The 16,587-nt window shown below is 64.9% G+C and carries 15 protein-coding genes; 10 read left to right on the forward strand and 5 right to left on the reverse strand.

Annotation, left to right across the window (positions count from 1 at the left end):
- Positions 1-167: 167 nt before the first annotated feature.
- A complete protein-coding gene (locus tag ABNW52_RS07175) occupies positions 168-497 on the forward strand; it encodes a hypothetical protein (protein WP_349585848.1) in 330 nt (109 codons plus the stop codon).
- Positions 498-594: 97 nt separating this feature from the next.
- Here the strand turns inward: ABNW52_RS07175 and pta are convergent, their stop codons facing one another.
- Entirely contained in the window at positions 595-2,685 is a 2,091-nt protein-coding gene (gene pta, locus ABNW52_RS07180) for a phosphate acetyltransferase (RefSeq protein ID WP_349585850.1), read from the reverse strand.
- Positions 2,686-2,688: 3 nt separating this feature from the next.
- Positions 2,689-3,885: an acetate kinase gene (locus tag ABNW52_RS07185; protein WP_349585852.1), complete on the reverse strand. Its 1,197-nt coding sequence runs from the start codon at positions 3,883-3,885 to the stop codon at positions 2,689-2,691.
- Positions 3,886-4,364: 479 nt separating this feature from the next.
- On the opposite strand from ABNW52_RS07185, the gene ABNW52_RS07190 reads away from it, so the two are divergent.
- The 6 genes from ABNW52_RS07190 to ABNW52_RS07215 all read left to right on the forward strand — a co-directional run bounded on the left by ABNW52_RS07190 (position 4,365) and on the right by ABNW52_RS07215 (position 10,774).
- Positions 4,365-5,474 (forward strand): aromatic ring-hydroxylating oxygenase subunit alpha, encoded by a 1,110-nt coding sequence (locus ABNW52_RS07190; RefSeq protein ID WP_349585854.1) that lies wholly within the window; start codon positions 4,365-4,367, stop codon positions 5,472-5,474.
- Between the two features lie 315 nt (positions 5,475-5,789).
- Positions 5,790-6,224, forward strand: a complete 435-nt coding sequence (locus ABNW52_RS07195) for a hypothetical protein (protein ID WP_349585856.1) — start codon at positions 5,790-5,792, stop codon at positions 6,222-6,224.
- Positions 6,225-6,226: 2 nt separating this feature from the next.
- Positions 6,227-7,084, forward strand: a complete 858-nt coding sequence (locus ABNW52_RS07200) for a DMT family transporter (RefSeq protein ID WP_349585858.1) — start codon at positions 6,227-6,229, stop codon at positions 7,082-7,084.
- On the forward strand, positions 7,081-7,911 hold the full coding sequence (locus ABNW52_RS07205) for a DMT family transporter (protein WP_349585860.1): 831 nt from the start codon (positions 7,081-7,083) through the stop codon (positions 7,909-7,911). The genes ABNW52_RS07200 and ABNW52_RS07205 overlap by 4 nt, the downstream gene beginning before the upstream one ends.
- Positions 7,912-7,983: 72 nt before the next feature.
- On the forward strand, positions 7,984-8,340 hold the full coding sequence (locus tag ABNW52_RS07210; RefSeq protein WP_349585862.1) for a SpoIIAA family protein: 357 nt from the start codon (positions 7,984-7,986) through the stop codon (positions 8,338-8,340).
- Positions 8,341-8,467: 127 nt separating this feature from the next.
- A complete protein-coding gene (locus ABNW52_RS07215; RefSeq protein ID WP_349585864.1) occupies positions 8,468-10,774 on the forward strand; it encodes a Tex family protein in 2,307 nt (768 codons plus the stop codon).
- A gap of 395 nt (positions 10,775-11,169) precedes the next feature.
- Here the strand turns inward: ABNW52_RS07215 and ABNW52_RS07220 are convergent, their stop codons facing one another.
- From ABNW52_RS07220 to ABNW52_RS07230, 3 genes are all read right to left on the reverse strand, one after another.
- Positions 11,170-11,430: a DUF2164 domain-containing protein gene (locus ABNW52_RS07220; protein WP_349585866.1), complete on the reverse strand. Its 261-nt coding sequence runs from the start codon at positions 11,428-11,430 to the stop codon at positions 11,170-11,172.
- Positions 11,431-11,535: 105 nt separating this feature from the next.
- Positions 11,536-12,918: an ATP-dependent RNA helicase DbpA gene (gene dbpA / locus ABNW52_RS07225; RefSeq protein ID WP_349585868.1), complete on the reverse strand. Its 1,383-nt coding sequence runs from the start codon at positions 12,916-12,918 to the stop codon at positions 11,536-11,538.
- Between the two features lie 78 nt (positions 12,919-12,996).
- Positions 12,997-14,151, reverse strand: coding sequence for a PQQ-dependent sugar dehydrogenase (locus ABNW52_RS07230; RefSeq protein ID WP_349585870.1), 1,155 nt, complete (start codon positions 14,149-14,151; stop codon positions 12,997-12,999).
- A 219-nt stretch (positions 14,152-14,370) separates the two neighbouring features.
- On the opposite strand from ABNW52_RS07230, the gene ABNW52_RS07235 reads away from it, so the two are divergent.
- From ABNW52_RS07235 to ABNW52_RS07245, 3 genes are read left to right on the forward strand one after another with little or no spacing between them, the layout of a single operon-like run.
- The gene (locus ABNW52_RS07235) at positions 14,371-15,621 is read left to right on the forward strand and encodes a SpoIIE family protein phosphatase (RefSeq protein WP_349585872.1); all 1,251 of its coding nucleotides are present in this window, start codon (positions 14,371-14,373) and stop codon (positions 15,619-15,621) included.
- Positions 15,618-16,178, forward strand: coding sequence for a SiaB family protein kinase (locus ABNW52_RS07240; RefSeq protein ID WP_349585874.1), 561 nt, complete (start codon positions 15,618-15,620; stop codon positions 16,176-16,178). Before ABNW52_RS07235 ends, ABNW52_RS07240 begins: the two co-directional genes overlap by 4 nt.
- A gap of 2 nt (positions 16,179-16,180) precedes the next feature.
- Positions 16,181-16,564, forward strand: coding sequence for a DUF1987 domain-containing protein (locus tag ABNW52_RS07245; RefSeq protein WP_349585876.1), 384 nt, complete (start codon positions 16,181-16,183; stop codon positions 16,562-16,564).
- The last annotated feature ends 23 nt before the right edge of the window (positions 16,565-16,587 follow it).

Genomic DNA, 16,587 nt, shown 5'->3' on the forward strand with positions numbered 1-16,587 from the left:
CGAGCAACAGGCTAAAACAATTGTTTGAATTCGACAAGCGGCTGGCTGGCAACGGTTTTTTTTGCTTGCTTACAATTGTTTTCAAAGATTGCGCGCCAGCGGTGCAGGCTGGAAAACCGCCGCCACTGACCTATGCTGAGGACACACAACCGGGATGGAGATGAATCATGGGACAGATGCTGGACAAACAGGTAAGCGATCTGCTGTCGCGCCGCGATCACGGCCTGGCCTGTTGCGATGTGAAGAGCTCGTCGGTGCGGCTGCAAAAGCTGCCACTGGGCGCCGATCAGGCGCTGCAGTTGCAGGCGCTGGCGCAGGTGCTGGATGCCAGCAGTGAATGCCTGGGCGGGCAGTTGCTGGCGGCGGCGGTAAGTGATTTGTGGGACAAGCTGGATGAGCCGCGGCGCAGCGAGGCGGTGGCCGCCTGTCGCGCGATACAGCATGCCAACCGGCCGGAAGCCACGCCGGGGGTGGAGTTCGATCTCGGCAGCAGTTAGCGCACGCAAGGTTGGCCGCAAAGACAATGCCCCCGCCAGGCGGGGGCATTGTCACGTTCAGCGTCCGGATGTGCTGCGGCTTATCCGGGCTACGGCCTTACTCCGCCGGCAGTTGTTCGGCCTGGATGGCGGTAAGGGCTATGGTGTAGACGATATCGTCCACCAGCGCGCCGCGCGACAGGTCGTTCACCGGCTTCTTCAGCCCCTGCAGCATCGGCCCCACCGACACCACGCCGGCGGAACGCTGCACCGCCTTGTAGGTGGTGTTGCCGGTGTTCAGGTCCGGGAACACGAACACATTGGCGCGGCCGGCCACCGGGCTGTCCGGCGCCTTCTGACGGCCAACGCTTTCCACGCTGGCGGCGTCGTACTGCATCGGGCCGTCGATCAGCAGTCCCGGGCGCTTGGTGCGCGCGATGCGGGTGGCTTCGCGCACCTTCTCCACGTCGTCACCGCTGCCGGAGGAGCCGGTGGAGTAGGAGATCATCGCCACGCGCGGCGGGATGCCGAAGGCGGCGGCGGAGTCCGCGCTCTGGATGGCGATGTCGGCCAGCTCTTCCGCACTCGGGTCCGGGTTCACCGCGCAGTCGCCGTACACCAATACCTGGTCCGGCATCAGCATGAAGAACACGCTGGATACCAGTTTGGCGGCCGGCGCGGTCTTGATCAGCTGCAGCGCCGGGCGGATGGTGTTGGCGGTGGTGTGCACCGCGCCGGATACCAGCCCGTCCACCTCGTTCAGCGCCAGCATCATGGTGCCCAGCACCACGTTGTCCTCCAGCTGCTGCTCGGCCATCGGCGCGTTCAGGCCCTTGCTCTTGCGCAGCGCCACCATCGGCGCCACGTAATGGGCGCGCACCTCGTTGGGGTCGACGATCTCCACGCTGGCCGGCAGGGTGATGCCCTGTGCCTCGGCCACATGGGTGATCTCGTCGCGGTCGCCGATCAGCACGCAGTGGGCGATACCTTTTTCGTGGCAGATAGCGGCGGCCTTCACCGTGCGCGGCTCGTTGCCTTCCGGCAGCACGATGCGCTTGGCGGCGCGGCGCGCCTTTTCCATCAGCTGGTAGCGGAACGCCGGCGGCGACAGGCGTTTTTCGCTGGTTTCGCCGATGCGTTGCTGCAGCGTGGCGGTGTTCAGATGCTCGGCGACAAAATCCACCACCCGCTCCATGCGTTCCAGATCGTCGGACGGCACCTGGCGGTTCATCGCGGCGATCAGCGTGGTGGTATCCAGCGTGTTGGTGTCGATCGACAGCACCGGCAGACCGCTGGTGAACGCCTTGTGGCACAGCTGCGCCACGCGCGGGTCCGGCTCGGCGCCGCAGGTCAGCAGCAGCCCGGCCAGCGGCACGCCATTGAGCGCCGCCATGGCGGTGGCCAGGATCACGTCTTCGCGGTCGCCGGGGGCGATGATCAGCGCGCCGGGCTTGAGCAGGTGCACGATGTGCGGCACCGAGCGCGCCATCACCGACATGCTCAGCACGCGGCGGCGGGTCAGCTGGCCGGCGTGCAGCAGGCGTGCTTTCAGGTAGTTGGCCACGTCCAGCGTGCGCGGCGCCATCAGCTCCGGCTCCAGCGGAATGCCACCCAGGCACGGAATGCGTCGCGTCTGGATCAGCCGGCTGCTGGCGGAGATTTCTGCGGCCAACGTTCTGGCCTGCTGCTCGGCCGGCAGGCGGTTGAGGATGTAGCCGGCGATGTGGCCGCTGCCGCCATTGAAGGCCTGGATGGCGATTTCCAGCTTTTCCGCCAGCTCGTGGCTGGGCATGTCACCGCCGCTGCTCACCAGCACCACGTCGCACTGCAGGGTGCGCGCCAGCTTGCTGTTGATATAGGTGGTGAACACGTGCTGCTGGTCCTGCACCAGACCTTCCACAATCACCACGTCCACGTTGGCCGCGGCCTGCTGGTACAGGCTTACCACCTCTTCCAGCAGCTGGTCGAGCTGGCCCTGGCTCAGCAGGTGCTCGGCGCGTTCCATGCTGATCGGTGCCGGTGCGTTCAGGTGGCACAGCTCGCGGGCAAAGTGGGTGGAGCGCTCTGGCTCGTCGCCGTTGCCGCCCTGGGCGACCGGCTTGACGAAGCCCACTTTCAGGCCGTCCTGCTCCAGCGCGCGCACCAGGCCCAGCGAGACTGAGGTCAAGCCGGCGTCAAAGCCGACCGGGGCAATCAGGAATGTGCGCATGGCTCAGGCTCCTTGCTGGCCGGTGAGGGCGGCGGTATCCAGCGCGATCATCAGTTCTTCATTGGTGTTGACCACCAGCGCGGCGGTGCCGTCGGCGTGGGTAATGCGGCCGGACTCGCCGCGGCAGGCGGCGGCGTTGGCCGCCGCGTCCAGCGTCAGGCCGAGGAAGCCCAGCAGCTTGATCACCTTGCCGCGCAGCAGCGGCGAGTTTTCGCCGATGCCGCCGGTAAACAGCACCGCGTCCAGGCGCCCCAGCGCTACCGTCATGGCGGCGATCTGCTTGGCCAGGCGGTAGGCGAATACTTCCAGCGCGATGATGGCGCCGGTGTGGCCGGCGGCGGCGGCGTCTTCCAGCTCGCGGCAGTCACTGGACAGCTCGGACAGCCCCAGCAGGCCGGATTGTTTGTTCAGCAGATCGGTGACGCCCTGCACATCGGTGTCCAGCGCGGTGGCCAGATAGCCAAAGATGCCCGGGTCGATATCGCCGGAGCGGGTGCCCATCACCAGCCCTTCCAGCGGGGTCAGCCCCATGCTGGTGTCCACGCTGTTACCGCCCAGCACCGCGGCGACTGAGGCGCCGTTGCCGAGGTGGGCGCTGACAAAGGCGGTATCGGCCAGCGGCTTGCCCAGCATGTTGGCCGCTTCGGCGGTGACAAAGCGATGGCTGGTGCCGTGGAAGCCGTAGCGGCGCACGCCGTGCTCGCGGTACAGCGCCATCGGCACGGCGTACAGATAGGCGTGCTGCGGCATGGTCTGGTGGAAGGCGGTATCGAACACCGCCACCTGCGGCAGGCCAGGGAAGCATTCCAGCGCGGTGCGGATGCCCAAGAGGTGCGCCGGGTTGTGCAGCGGCGCCAGACGGGCGCAGTCCTCGATGGCGGCGATCACGCCGGCGTCGATCAGGGTGGAGTGCTTGAAGGTCTCGCCGCCATGCACCACGCGGTGGCCAATAGCGGTCACGCTGCTGGTCAGTTCGCGCTCGTTCAGGTAGCTCAGGATCGCTCGCATGGCACCGCTGTGGTTGCCTTGCGCCAGCGAGAGCATCACTTTTCTGCCGTCCTGCTTGAAGCTGATGCAGGCATCGGGCAGGCCGAGTTTTTCCGCCAGGCCGGTGAGGGTGGTGAGCTGGCCAGCCGGGTTGATCAGCGCGAATTTCAGCGACGAGCTGCCGCAGTTGATGACGAGAGTGTGGGTGATCATGTTGGATCCGTAAGCGGTAAGACTGCGAAACAAAGAGTCTGTGCCGTGGTTGCGTGTTGTTGTTATTGCCGCACGCGATGCCAGACCGGGCTGTCAGCGTTGCAGGAGGCGGCATTATCGCTGTTTGTGGTGCATTGCACCATAGGGGCTTTCCCGTTGCCGGAGGAGGCTGGTTTCTGGCGCTTATTGTGCTGGCGTCTTAAGACAAGGCCATGAAAGCAAACGGGTTTTACGCTCGAAATTTTCCAGCAGCGGGGTTGACCATATTTACCGTGGCAATCTGTTGACTTGGCACAAAAATCGCGGCAAAAAACGCTTGCCCCAGGGGGGGATTTGGCCCAAAATCCCGGCCTCGATCGCGGGGGTGCCTGCGTCTAACCCGCACTATCGATTGATTTTTCTTTTTATAGCTCTCCGTAAACTCGTTAAGAGCGAGATTCGGCTGGTCTTATATCTTCTTCCACGGAGGTGTGGGAATAATGTCTGATCTGGCTTCGTCCCAGTTGCTCCAGGCTTCTGCCGCGCAGTTGCCCATTCATACCTACTTCGATCCGGCCTACTACGCGCTGGAGCAGAAGACCCTGTTTGCCGATGCCCCGCAATACTATGGCCACGAACTGATGGTGCCGAACGCCGGCGACTATCAGACGCTGGATTGGATGGGCCACGGCAAGATGCTCAAGAATGTCGCCGGCGACATCAAGCTGATCTCCAACGTCTGCCGTCATCGCCAGGCCCTGATCTACCAGGGGCGCGGCAATGGCAACCACATCGTGTGCAATCTGCACGGCTGGACCTACGACAATGCCGGCCAGCTGGTGGGGGCGCCGCATTTCCCGGAAACGCCGTGCCTGAACCTGAACCAGACCGAACTCACCAGCTGGAACGGTCTGCTGTTCGATGCCCGCCGCGACGTTGGCCGCGACCTGGCCAAGCTGGGCGTGGCCCGGCACATGACGTTCGAAGGCTACGGCTATCACAAGTCCTTTACCACCGAATACAGCTTCAACTGGAAGACCTTCATCGAGGTGTATTCCGAGGACTATCACGTTGATCCGTTCCACCCGGGCCTGGGTAACTTCGTCGATTGCGGTGACCTGAAATGGGAGTGGGGCGACCACTACCATGTGCAGACCGTGGGCGTGAAAAACAAGCTGGCCCGCTCCGGCAGCAAGGTGTACGGCAAGTGGCACGAAGAAGTGATCAAGCGCTATGCCGACCAGCAGCCGGAATACGGCGCCATCTGGTTGACCTACTACCCTAACATCATGGTGGAGTGGTATCCGCATGTGCTGGTGGTCAGCGTGGTGATCCCCAAGGGGCCGGAGCAGTGCACGGTGATTACCGAGTTCTACTACCCGGAAGACATCCTGTGGTTCGAGCCGGACTTCATCGAGGCCGAGCAGGCCGCCTACTTTGAAACCGCGGTGGAAGACGATGAAATCTGCCAGCGCATGCACGAGGGCCGCAAGGCGCTGTGGCTGCGTGGTGAAAGTGAAGTCGGCCCCTACCAGTCGCCCACCGAGGACGGCATGCAGCACTTCCACGAGTTCTATCGCCGGCTGATGGGCGAACATCTGGCTGGCTAAGACACTGTATTGTGCGGCACAATAACTACGGCGCGGATTTCCGCGCCGTAGTTATTGGTAGTCGCCGTTTGCCTGGCAAGTGGCGCCCACCCCGAAAACAATAAGGCTGCCGATGGCATTGCCTGCCGTGTTGCCCGGTTCTACCCGAGCCGCTGCTGTCACGCAGGTGCGTTGCCGGCCGCCCGCAGCGCGGCTTTCCCGCGCTGTTCCCTTGCCGACTGCCACCCCCCCATGCGCTGTTACCGCCTGCTGCCCGTCCTGCTGTTGCTTGCCTCTACTGTCTCCGCGGCCCCGTACCGCAACCCCGCGTTGGGCGTGAGTTTCGATCTGCCGGCCGGCTGGAAGGTGCGCCCGGATAGCCAGGGCGGCATTCGCGTGCTGCCGCCGCAGGTGGAAGACCGCGAACGCAGCGGCGTCAGCGTGCGGCTGTGGCGCGAGCGCCTGCGCGGCAAGGAACCGATGGCCAAGCTGGCTGACAACTACCGCAAGCCGCAGGGCGAGCGCGAGGTCGCCGGCAAGGTGCAGCTGCAGCGCAATATCGGCCGCCTGGTGCTGGAATACCGCGAGGGCGAATACGTGCAGAACAGCCTGTGGATCGTGCGCAATCATCTGCGCGTGGTGCAGCAGGACGGGCGCAATGCCTTGTGGGCCGACTGTGCCGCCAACGCTTCCGAGTTCCACCGCTACCGCAAGGCGTTTGCCGCGCTGTGCCTGGGTGCGACGGTGGTGCGTGGCGGCAAGGAGGCTTAGGCATGCAGCAGTGGTTTGCCCGCCTGGGGTCGGGCTGGATGGTGATTGCCGCGCTGTGCTTTGCGCTGATGAGCTTCTTTGCGGCCAACCTTGGCACCCGTTTTGATTCCTTCGAAGTACTGTTCTATCGCACCTTTGTCGGCCTGCTGGTGTTGCTGCCACCGATGCTGCGCCGCCATGAACAGCTGTTCTCCCCGCATCTGGGTGCCCACGTCAAACGCAGCCTGATGGGCTACCTGTCGATGGCGATGCTGTTCTACGCGCTGGCGCACCTGCCGCTGGCTACCGCCGTCACGCTCAACTACACCTCGTCGCTGTCGTTCGCGCTGTGCTTCGTGCTGTTGCGCGGCGAGCGGCTGTCGCCGCCGGTGCTGCTGGCGCTGCTGCTGGGCTTTGCCGGCATCAGCTTCATCCTGCGCCCCAGTTTTGACGCCGGGCAATGGCTGCCGGGGCTGATCGGGCTGGGCTCCGGCCTGTGCGCCGGGCTGGCGGTATTCCATGTGCGCGAGCTGGGCGAGCTGGGCGAGGCGCCGTCGGTGATCGTGTTCTGGTTCTTCCTGCTGGCATCGCTGTTCGGCCTGGGGATGGTGCTGCTGCGTGGCGGCTTCTCGCTGCCGGATCTGCCGGCGCTGCTGCAGCTGCTGGCGGTGGGGCTGTTCGGGTTGTGGGGGCAGCTGGCGATGACGCGTGCCTACAAGGAAGGGCGCAAGTATCTGGTGTCCAGCCTGTCCTACCTCACCGTGGTGTTTTCCGCCTTGCTGGGGGTGCTGCTGCAGGGGCAGGCGCTGGCGGCATCGGCGCTGACCGGCATGCTGCTGATCGTCGCCTGCGGGCTGCTGGCGATCCGGGGTGGCCGATGAACGGTGCGCTGTGGATGCTGCTGGCCGCCGGCAGCTTCGGCCTGATGGGCGTGTTCGTCAAACTGGCTTCCGCCACGCTGGGGACGGTGGAGCTGGTGTTCTGGCGCACCGCCTTTGCCGTGCTGCTGCTGGGCGGCAATGCCTTGCTGCGGCGGCAGTCGTTCGCCACGCCGCTGCTGACGCGCCACCTGCAGCGCGGGCTGCTGGGTTACGTGTCGCTGCTGTGCTACTTCTACGGCATCAGCCACCTGCCGCTGTCCACCGCCGTTACTCTCAACTACACCTCGCCGCTGTTCCTGGCCTTGCTGTCGGTGCTCTTGCTGCGCGAAAAACTGGCACCGCCGGCACTGTTGGCCATGGTGCTGGGCTTTGCCGGCGTGGCGCTGCTGCTAAAGCCCACGCTGCTGGGCGTGGGGCTGTGGCCGGGCGTCATCGGGCTGGCGTCCGGCTTTCTCGCCGGCTGGTCCTATCTGCATGTGCGCGAGCTGGGTCAGGCCGGCGAGGCGGAATGGCGCACGGTGTTCTACTTTGCGCTGATCTCCACCCTGGGCGGCCTGCTGCTGATGCTGGGGCAGGACTGGCAGCCGCTGACCGCGGCCAACCTGCCGTGGGTGCTGGGGCTGGGGGTGACGGCGATGATCGCGCAGCTGGCGATGACCCGCGCCTACAAGGTTGGCCGCAAACTGCTGGTGGCCAACCTGTCTTATCTCACGGTGGTATTTTCCGCGTTGTTTGGTGTGCTGGTGTGGCAGCATGTGCTGAGCATCGGCGAACTGGCCGCCATGGGTTTGATTATTCTCAGCGGCATTCTGGCCAGCCGACGCTAGAATTCAGAAGAGAATGACCGTTGGCACCGCTCGCAAGGGGGCTGGTTGCCGTTATCCAGAAAGGAGCCCGACATGATTTCCATCCGCGAACAGGAATATGGCCTGGATGTGGCACTGTTCAACGAGTTTACCCTCGGCGATTTCAAGCTGCTGGAACAGGCTCTGCTCAAGCGCGCCGAAGAGCACGGCAAGCCGGATGTGCTGCTGGATCTGTCCGGCATGAAGGATTTCACCCTGGACATGGCCATGGAAGAAGTGCGCTTCATGCGGGCGCACGAGAACGATTTCGGCCGCTTCGCCATCGTGCGCAACGATGTGTGGATCAACCTGGCCGCGCATATCTCCGGCCTGCTCACCCGCAGCCACCCCGAGTATTTCGACACGGTGGAAGAGGCACAGGCCTGGCTGCTGCGCCCGGTGGCGGTGTAGCGGAGGCAGTGTTTGCGCAGGGCCCGGCATAGCCGGGCTTTTTTGTTTTCCGCGCCTGCCCGGCTTGCTTTTCCGGTGTATGCCGTTACAGTAGCGGCTTCCGTTTTTTCGTACAGAAACACGCCGCATGTTGAAGAGTATTGCCAGCCGTCTGGCTACCGAGCTGAACGTTCGCGAAGCGCAAGTCACCGCCACCATCGACCTGATCGACGAAGGCGCCACCATTCCCTTTATCGCCCGCTACCGCAAGGAAGTCACCGGCGGGCTGGACGATACCCAGCTGCGCATGCTCGGCGAGCGCCTGGGCTACCTGCGCGAGCTGGACGACCGCCGCGCCACCATCCTGAAAAGCATTGCCGAGCAGGACAAGCTGACGCCGCAGCTGGAGGCAGCCATCTACGGTGCCGACAACAAGACCACGCTGGAAGACCTGTACCTGCCGTACAAGCCCAAGCGCCGTACCAAGGCGCAGATCGCGCGCGAGGCCGGGCTGGAGCCGCTGGCCGACAGCCTGCTGGCCGACCCGACGCAAGTGCCGGAAACGTTGGCCGCAGGCTTCGTGGACGAGGGCAAGGGCGTGGCCGATACCAAGGCGGCACTGGACGGCGCCCGCGCCATCCTGATCGAGCGCTTTGCCGAGGACGCCGCGCTGCTGGGCCGCCTGCGCGAAAAACTGTGGAATGAAGCCGAACTGGCCGCCAGCGTGATTGCCGGCAAGGAGCAGGAAGGCGCCAAGTTCGCCGACTACTTTGCCCACCGCGAGTCGCTGAAAACCACGCCGTCGCATCGCGCGCTGGCGCTGCTACGCGGCCGTAACGAAGGCGTGCTCAGCGTGGCGCTAAAATACCAGCCGGACGACACGCCCATCACCCAGCGTTCCAGTTACGAAGAAGCCATCGCCGCGCAGTTTGGCGTCAAGGACGCCGGTCGCGCCGCCGACAAGTGGCTGCTGGACAGCGTGCGCCTGTGCTGGCGCGCCAAGATTTTCCTGTCGCTGGAACTGGAGCTGATGGCGCGCATCAAGGATGCCGCCGATGCCGAGGCGATCAAGGTGTTTGCGGCCAACCTGAAAGACCTGTTGCTGGCCGCCCCGGGCGGGCCGCGCGCCACCCTGGGCCTGGACCCGGGGCTGCGTACCGGCGTCAAGGTGGCGGTGGTGGACAACACCGGCAAGCTGCTGGACACCAGTACCATCTACCCGCACGAGCCGCGCCGCGACTGGGACCGCTCCATCGCCACCCTGGCCGCGCTGTGCACCCGCCACAAAGTCGATCTGATCGCCATCGGCAACGGCACCGCCAGCCGCGAAACCGACAAGTTGGCGCAGGAACTGATCCGCGCCTTCCCACAGCTGGGCATGACCAAGATCGTGGTCAGCGAGGCCGGCGCCTCGGTGTATTCCGCCTCTGAGCTGGCGGCCAAGGAATTTCCCGATCTCGACGTGAGTCTGCGCGGTGCGGTGTCCATCGCCCGCCGCCTGCAGGACCCACTGGCCGAGCTGGTGAAGATCGACCCCAAATCCATCGGCGTCGGCCAGTACCAGCACGACGTCAACCAGAGCCAGCTGGCGCGCAGCCTGGACGCGGTGGTGGAAGACTGCGTCAACGCGGTGGGCGTGGACGTCAATATGGCGTCGGTGCCGCTGCTTACCCGCATCTCCGGCCTCAACAGCACGCTGGCGGCTAACATCGTGGCGCACCGCGACGCCAACGGCGCGTTCAAGAGCCGCCGCGAGCTGCTGAAAGTGAGCCGCCTCGGCGACAAGACCTTCGAACAGGCCGCCGGCTTCCTACGCATCATGGGGGGCGACAACCCGCTGGATGCGTCTTCGGTGCACCCGGAAGCCTATCCGGTGGTGGAAAAAATCGTCGGCCACAGCGGCCGTGCGGTGAAGGACATCATCGGCGACATCAGCTTCATCAAGAGCGTGCGCCCGAGCGAGTACACCGACGAGCGCTTTGGCCTGCCGACGGTGATCGACATCCTGAAGGAACTGGAAAAGCCGGGCCGCGACCCGCGTCCGGAGTTCACCACCGCCACCTTCAAGGACGGGGTGGAGGACATCAAGGACCTGCTGCCGGGCATGGTGCTGGAAGGCGTGGTGACCAACGTGGCCAACTTCGGCGCCTTCGTCGACATCGGCGTGCATCAGGACGGCCTGGTGCATATCTCGGCGCTGGCCAACAAGTTCGTCGACGACCCGCGCACGGTGGTGAAGGCCGGCCAGGTGGTGAAGGTGAAGGTGCTGGAGGTGGATGTGCCACGCAAGCGCATTGCGCTGACCATGCGCCTGGACGACGAACCGGGCAGCAGCAGCCGCAGCGGTGCCGGTCGCAGTGAACCGCGTAATGGCGGCAAACCGCGGCAGCAGGCGCCGCAGGAGCAGGGCGGTGGCGCGATGGCGGCGGCGTTTGCCAAGCTGGCCAAGAAGTAAGCGGTACTTGCGTCGCGAAACAGCCTGGCTGCGGTCAGGCTGTTTTTGTTTGCACGACAATTGGCTGGTAACGGCCTATGACCGGTTTGGGTAGTAACCCATCCCCGTTGGGCCGCGCCGGCAAAAAGGTTGGCCGCAAGGTTTTAAGGTGCCATCTGAGCCGTTTGACGTTAGCAAGCGGCGAATCGCCGCCGCCTTGCGGCCAACCTTTGGGGCGAGGTTGCGCGGACCACCGGGGGCGTTTGGGATGCCAGGGGCTTGGCGCGACAAGCCCCTGCCCGTATGCCGGGCGGAACCGGCACCCAAACCATTGTCCGCGCAGCGGACACCCGCACCGTCAAGCTGTCCGGGCTGCTGCTTGGTCGGGCTCACCAAGCGGGATGTTGCGGGTGCAGTCAGCGCTTGCGCCGCGCCTGCCACCAGCCAAATTCTTCCTCGTGGACCTCGATGTCCACTTCCATCACCCGTTGCTGCAGCCGTTCCTGCACGTCGCGCACCGCCTGGTTGTAGATGGCGGGGCCGATTTCGGCCAGCAGGAAGTCCAGCAGCGCCTCGCTTTGCAGCCGCCCCAGCGCTTCGTCGAAGTTTTCGGCGCCGTAGCGCTGCAGCGATTCGATGGCCTGCTCACGGCGGGCCTTGTCCAGCGAGATGCTCATGGTGCATGCCTCGATATGTTTGCCGGCCAGCATGGTCGGGGCCGGGACAATAAAAATGCCGCGGCACCCGGGCAGGATGGCGCGGCAGCGCGGACGGATGTGGGCTCAGTCCAGCAGGCGCATCTTGTACTGCTTGGCCTTGATCTTGCCACGCGACAGGCGGTCGAAGGCCTGGCTGGCAATGTGGCGGTCCAGCGCCACGAAGGTGTTGAACTCGAACACGGTGATCTTGCCCACCTGCGGGCCGCTCAGGCCGCCTTCACCGGTCAGTGCGCCGAGGATGTCGCCCGGGCGCAGCTTGTCACGTTTGCCGCCGGCGATTTCCAGCATCACCATCGGCGGCAGCAGCGCACCGCCCGGAGCCGGTTTCAGGTCGTCCAGCTCTTCCCAGTTCAGGTCGGCCTTCTGGTATTCCTCGATCGCCGAGGCGCGGCGGGCGTCGCTCGGGCTGACCAGCGTCAGCGCCAGACCGTGTTTTTCGCCACGGCCGGTACGGCCGATACGGTGGATGTGCACTTCCGGGTCGTGCGCCACGTCGACGTTGATCACCAGGTCCAGTTCCTTGATGTCCAGGCCGCGCGCCGCCACGTCGGTGGCCACCAGCACGGTGGCGCTCTTGCTGGCGAAGCGGGCCAGCACCTGGTCGCGGTCGCGCTGCTCCAGTTCGCCATACAGCGCGATGGCAGAGTAGCCGGCCTGCTGCAGCGCTTCCACCAGCTCCTTGCAGCGCTGCTTGGTATTGCAGAACGCCAGTGCCGAGGTTGGCCGCACGCTTTGCAGGATGCGCGCCACCACGTCCAGGCGGTGATCCGGATCGATCTCGTACCACCATTGTTCGATCTGGCCGGCATCGTGCAGCGCTTCCACCTGCACCATGTGCGGGTTTTTCATGAACTGCTCGGCCAGCTTGCGGATGTTGTCCGGGTAGGTGGCGCTGAACATCAGCGTCTGGCGCTGGCGCGGGCAGGCGCGCACGATGCCGACGATCTCTTCGATGAAGCCCATGTCCACCATGCGGTCGGCTTCGTCCAGCACCAGGGTCTTGACCCCGGCCAGCTCCAGCGTGCCGCGCGACAGGTGATCCTGCAGCCGGCCCGGGGTGCCGACCACGATGTGCGCGCCGTGCTCCAGCGAGGCGCGTTGCGGTGCCATCGGCGTGCCGCCGCACAGGGTGATCACTTTTACATTGTCGATGCTGCGCGCCAGGCGGCGGATTTCCTGCGCTACCTGGTCGGCCAGCTCGCGGGTGGGGCACAGCACCAGTGCCTGAATGGCAAACCAGCGCGGGTTGATGCTGGTCAGCAAGCCCAAGCCGAACGCCGCCGTCTTGCCGCTGCCGGTTTTGGCCTGCGCAATCACGTCACGGTTGTCCAGGATGGCGGGCAGGCTGGCGGCCTGAATCGCGGTCATGCTGTGATAGCCCAGGCTATCGAGGTTGGACACCAGAGCGTCAGGCAGGTTGAGGCTAGAGAATTTGGCTTTGTTCACAATGACTTGGCTATAGAAACGGACTAAGGCGCGGGAGTGTAGCAGCAAGGGGGCTTGCGGCCAACCTTGGCGCGGTGTTTAGGGTTGCGCCGCCAGTCGCAGCAGCTGGCCGTTGCGGTCGTCAGTCAGCCACAGGCTGCCATCGGCGGCGCTCTTGATCTCCACCGGCCCCGCCGGACCGTGCTGACCGCGCCACGGCCCGAGCAGGGTGACTGCGGCACCGCGAGGCAGGCCGCGGGTGTCGGCGGGCATGGCCACCACGCGCTGGCCGTGCTGGCGGTAGCCGTGGTAGCCGATCACCAGCCAGCCGCGCCAGGCAGCGGGGGCGTGGCTGCCTTGCCACCAGCTCAGCCCCAGCGGGGCGGCATGTGCCGGCAGCAGGCGCAGGGGCTTGGTGCTCTGCCGACAGTTGTAGCCCGGAAATTCCGGCGCGGTTACGGCGTTGTCGTAGCAGAACGGCCAGCCGTAGTGCTGGCCGTTCTGCAGCAGGTTCAGCTCGTCATGCGGCAGCTCGTTGTCATTGGCCAGCCCCAGCGGCAGGTGGATGCCATCGCGGCTGTTTTCCACCTGCAGCACGCTGCCGGACGGGTGTACGGCGATGGCCATGCTGTTGCGCAGGCCGCGGGCGTAGATGCCTTGGTACTGCAGCGCGCTGCCCGTCCAGAGGTAGCGGCGCACCACGCCGGCGGCGGCATCGCCCGCCGTTTCCGGGCATTGCCCGGCCTGGCGCTGGGCGGCGCTGGCCTGCTCGCAGTTATTGCTGCTGCTGCCGACGTTCACGTACAGGCTGTCGCCGGCGAGGGTGAAGGTGGTCAGCGGGTGGCGCTGGCGAGCGGGCAGGGTGGCCAGTGTCTGGCGCTGCGCCGGGTTGTGCAGCGTGAAGCGGCTGATGCGGCCAACCTCGCCCAGCAGGATGCTGCCATCCGCCAGCTGCGCCACGCTGTGTGGGCGATCCAGCTTGCGCAGCAGCGTCTGCCGCTGCCAGCCGCCGCCCTGGAGGGTAAAACGCAGCAGCCGCCCGGCGGGTGCATCCCAGCGCACCATCTCGCTGACCAGCACGCTGCCGTCTGTCAGCAGGGCGATACCGCGTGGCTGGAGCAGGCCGTCGGCGACGATGCCGGCACACAGCCCGCGCGCAGTGGGGGCGTTCAGAGCGGGTAGTCCGCCACAGTTGGCCGCATGGGCGGCGGGCAAGATGGCAAGCAGCAGGGGCAGCAGGGCGTAGTGGCGCATGGGGTGATGGCAGGCAAATGGCATGCCGTGACTATAAATCAGCCGGCGGGCAGCGGCAGCGGCTTTGTAGCGCTGGTGGCCGCTATTGCCGGGCAGGCGTTTATTAATGACGCTGGATTCTGATGGTTTTTGTTTAACAGCGATTTCAAATTTTCGTCACTGGCCAGTAATGCTGGCTGCCTACACTGCCGGCATTGTTAGTTGACGCAGGAATTCACCATGCATAGCGATCGTGCCGCGCTGTCTGCCGTAACCCAGGTAGCCGGTCATCTGTTGCAAAGCCCGCCGGTGGTAACGCCGGAGAGCAGCAATTACCAGGTGCTGGAGCTGTTCACCAGCCAGCCGGAGCTGTCCAACCTGCCGGTGGTGCGCGACGGTGCGCCGCTGGGCATCATTAACCGCAACCATTTCATGAGCATGCTGGCGCGGCCGTTCCACCGCGAGATCTTCGGCCGCAAGCCGTGCACCGCGTTCATGGATGCCAACCCGCTGGTGGTGGACTACCACCTGCCGCTCACCGAGTTGTCCTACCTGGCGCTGTCGCGCGGTGACAAGGTGTTGTCCGATGGCTTTCTAGTGACGGTGGATGGCGACTACGCCGGCGTCGGGCTGGGGGTGTCGCTGGTGCAGGCGCTGGCCGACCAGCAGGCGCAGAAGCATCAGCAGATGATGGACAGCATCAACTACGCGTCGGTGATCCAGCAATCCTTCCTGCAGAGCTCGCGCCGCGACATGGCCGCCTGCCTGGACGACTACTTCATGGCGTGGGAGCCGCGCGATGTGGTGGGTGGCGACTACTACTACTTTGTGAAGCGCGACGACGGTTTCTTCGTGGCGGTGATCGACTGCACCGGCCACGGCGTGCCGGGGGCGTTCATGACGCTGATCATGGCCTCGGCGCTGAAGCAGGTGCTGGGCACCTACGATCTGCACAACCCGGCGGCGTTGCTGTCGCACATCAACCGGCAGGTGAAGGAATCGTTGGGCCAGCTGTCCGACGACGAGCGCCAGCCGGGCGAGAACATCGAGGTGCGCTCCGACGACGGCATGGACTGCGCCTTCTGCTGGTACGACAACGCCAGCCACACGCTGACCTTCGCCGGCGCCAAGACCCCGATCTTCGTGCTGCCCAAGGGCGGCGACGAGGTGACAGTGATCGACGGCAACAAAAAGGGCGTCGGCTATGTATCCACGCCGCTGGATTACCAGTGGGACAACCGCCGCGTGAAGCTGAAGCCGGGCAGCCGGCTGTACATCAGCACCGACGGCATCATCGACCAGATCGGCGGCCCCAAGCGCATCTGCTTCGGCAAGAAGCGCTTCAAGGAACAGATTCTCAAACACGCCCACAAGCCGATGGCGGTGCAGCGGCAGGCACTGCTGGATGCCTTCCACCACTGGCAGGGCGAAAACAGCCGCCGCGACGACGTCAGTCTGTTCGGCATGCACTTTACGGAGCAGCACGCATGAGCCTGGACGCTTTCTACCGTTTCCAGAACCTGGCCCGCGACGAGAGCGTGGTCTTCTTCTACACCGGCTATTTCTCGCAGGCCATCGTCACCGCCATGGCCGACGCGCTGCGGCTGCGGCTGAATCAGACCGACGCCAGCAATGTACAGCGCCGCAAGCTGTTCTCGGTGTTCATCGAGATGGCGCAGAACGTGGTGCATTACTCCGCCGAGCACCTGACCGCCTCGGAAAGCGACGACCAGGAGATCCGCCGCGGTGCGCTGTGGGTGGGGGAACGCCATGGGCAGTTCTACGTGGTGTGCGCCAACCCGGTGGACCGCAACCAGTCGCACCGCATCCGCGACAAGCTGGCGCCGCTGTTGGGCATGAACAACGACGACATCAAGCAGCTGTACAAGCAGAAACTGCGCGCCGACAACGACGCCGAGAGCAAGGGTGCCGGCCTGGGCTTCCTCACCGTGGCACGCGATGCCAGCGGCCCGGTGGAGTTCGACTTTGTCGACGAGCACGGCCCGCACAGCCCCACCACCATGTTCTATCTGAAAGCCACTATCTGATCATGCAAAACATTTTTCTTGCTGCCAGCAGCTACAGCCCGGAAGTGAACTTCGATTTCGCCAACCATCGGCTGGCGCTGAAAGGCGAGTGCTACCCGGAAAACGCGGCGGTGTTCTTCGAGCCGATCATGCATGCGCTGCATGGTTATCTGGCGAGCCTCGATCACGTGCACATCACCGTGGACGTGCAGCTGGCCTACTTCAACAGCGCCAGCACCAAGGCGATCCTGGCCATCTTCGAACGGCTGAACGCCGCCGCGGTAGCCGGCAACTATGTGACCGTGAACTGGCACAGCGACCCGGACGACGACACCATCATGGAGTTCGGCCAGGAAGTGGCCGACGACAACGGCGCGCTGGACGTGCATCTGCTGGAACTGGCCTGAGCCGGCGGGCAGGGGGCGAAAGG

This window comes from Vogesella oryzagri (genome assembly GCF_040148885.1).
GTDB classification, from domain to species: Bacteria; Pseudomonadota; Gammaproteobacteria; order Burkholderiales; family Chromobacteriaceae; genus Vogesella; species Vogesella oryzagri.

Bases quoted from the DNA above. Each gene is read 5' to 3' on its own strand.
- ABNW52_RS07200 (WP_349585858.1), top strand. From the start codon at position 6,227: ATGCAGCAGTGGTTTGCCCGCCTGGGGTCGGGCTGGATGGTGATTGCC.
- ABNW52_RS07210 (WP_349585862.1), top strand. From the start codon at position 7,984: ATGATTTCCATCCGCGAACAGGAATATGGCCTGGATGTGGCACTGTTC.
- pta (WP_349585850.1), bottom strand. From the start codon at position 2,685: ATGCGCACATTCCTGATTGCCCCGGTCGGCTTTGACGCCGGCTTGACC.
- ABNW52_RS07220 (WP_349585866.1), bottom strand. From the start codon at position 11,430: ATGAGCATCTCGCTGGACAAGGCCCGCCGTGAGCAGGCCATCGAATCG.
- ABNW52_RS07245 (WP_349585876.1), top strand. From the start codon at position 16,181: ATGCAAAACATTTTTCTTGCTGCCAGCAGCTACAGCCCGGAAGTGAAC.
- ABNW52_RS07175 (WP_349585848.1), top strand. From the start codon at position 168: ATGGGACAGATGCTGGACAAACAGGTAAGCGATCTGCTGTCGCGCCGC.
- ABNW52_RS07190 (WP_349585854.1), top strand. From the start codon at position 4,365: ATGTCTGATCTGGCTTCGTCCCAGTTGCTCCAGGCTTCTGCCGCGCAG.
- ABNW52_RS07230 (WP_349585870.1), bottom strand. From the start codon at position 14,151: ATGCGCCACTACGCCCTGCTGCCCCTGCTGCTTGCCATCTTGCCCGCC.
- ABNW52_RS07235 (WP_349585872.1), top strand. From the start codon at position 14,371: ATGCATAGCGATCGTGCCGCGCTGTCTGCCGTAACCCAGGTAGCCGGT.
- ABNW52_RS07240 (WP_349585874.1), top strand. From the start codon at position 15,618: ATGAGCCTGGACGCTTTCTACCGTTTCCAGAACCTGGCCCGCGACGAG.
- ABNW52_RS07215 (WP_349585864.1), top strand. From the start codon at position 8,468: ATGTTGAAGAGTATTGCCAGCCGTCTGGCTACCGAGCTGAACGTTCGC.
- ABNW52_RS07185 (WP_349585852.1), bottom strand. From the start codon at position 3,885: ATGATCACCCACACTCTCGTCATCAACTGCGGCAGCTCGTCGCTGAAA.
- ABNW52_RS07205 (WP_349585860.1), top strand. From the start codon at position 7,081: ATGAACGGTGCGCTGTGGATGCTGCTGGCCGCCGGCAGCTTCGGCCTG.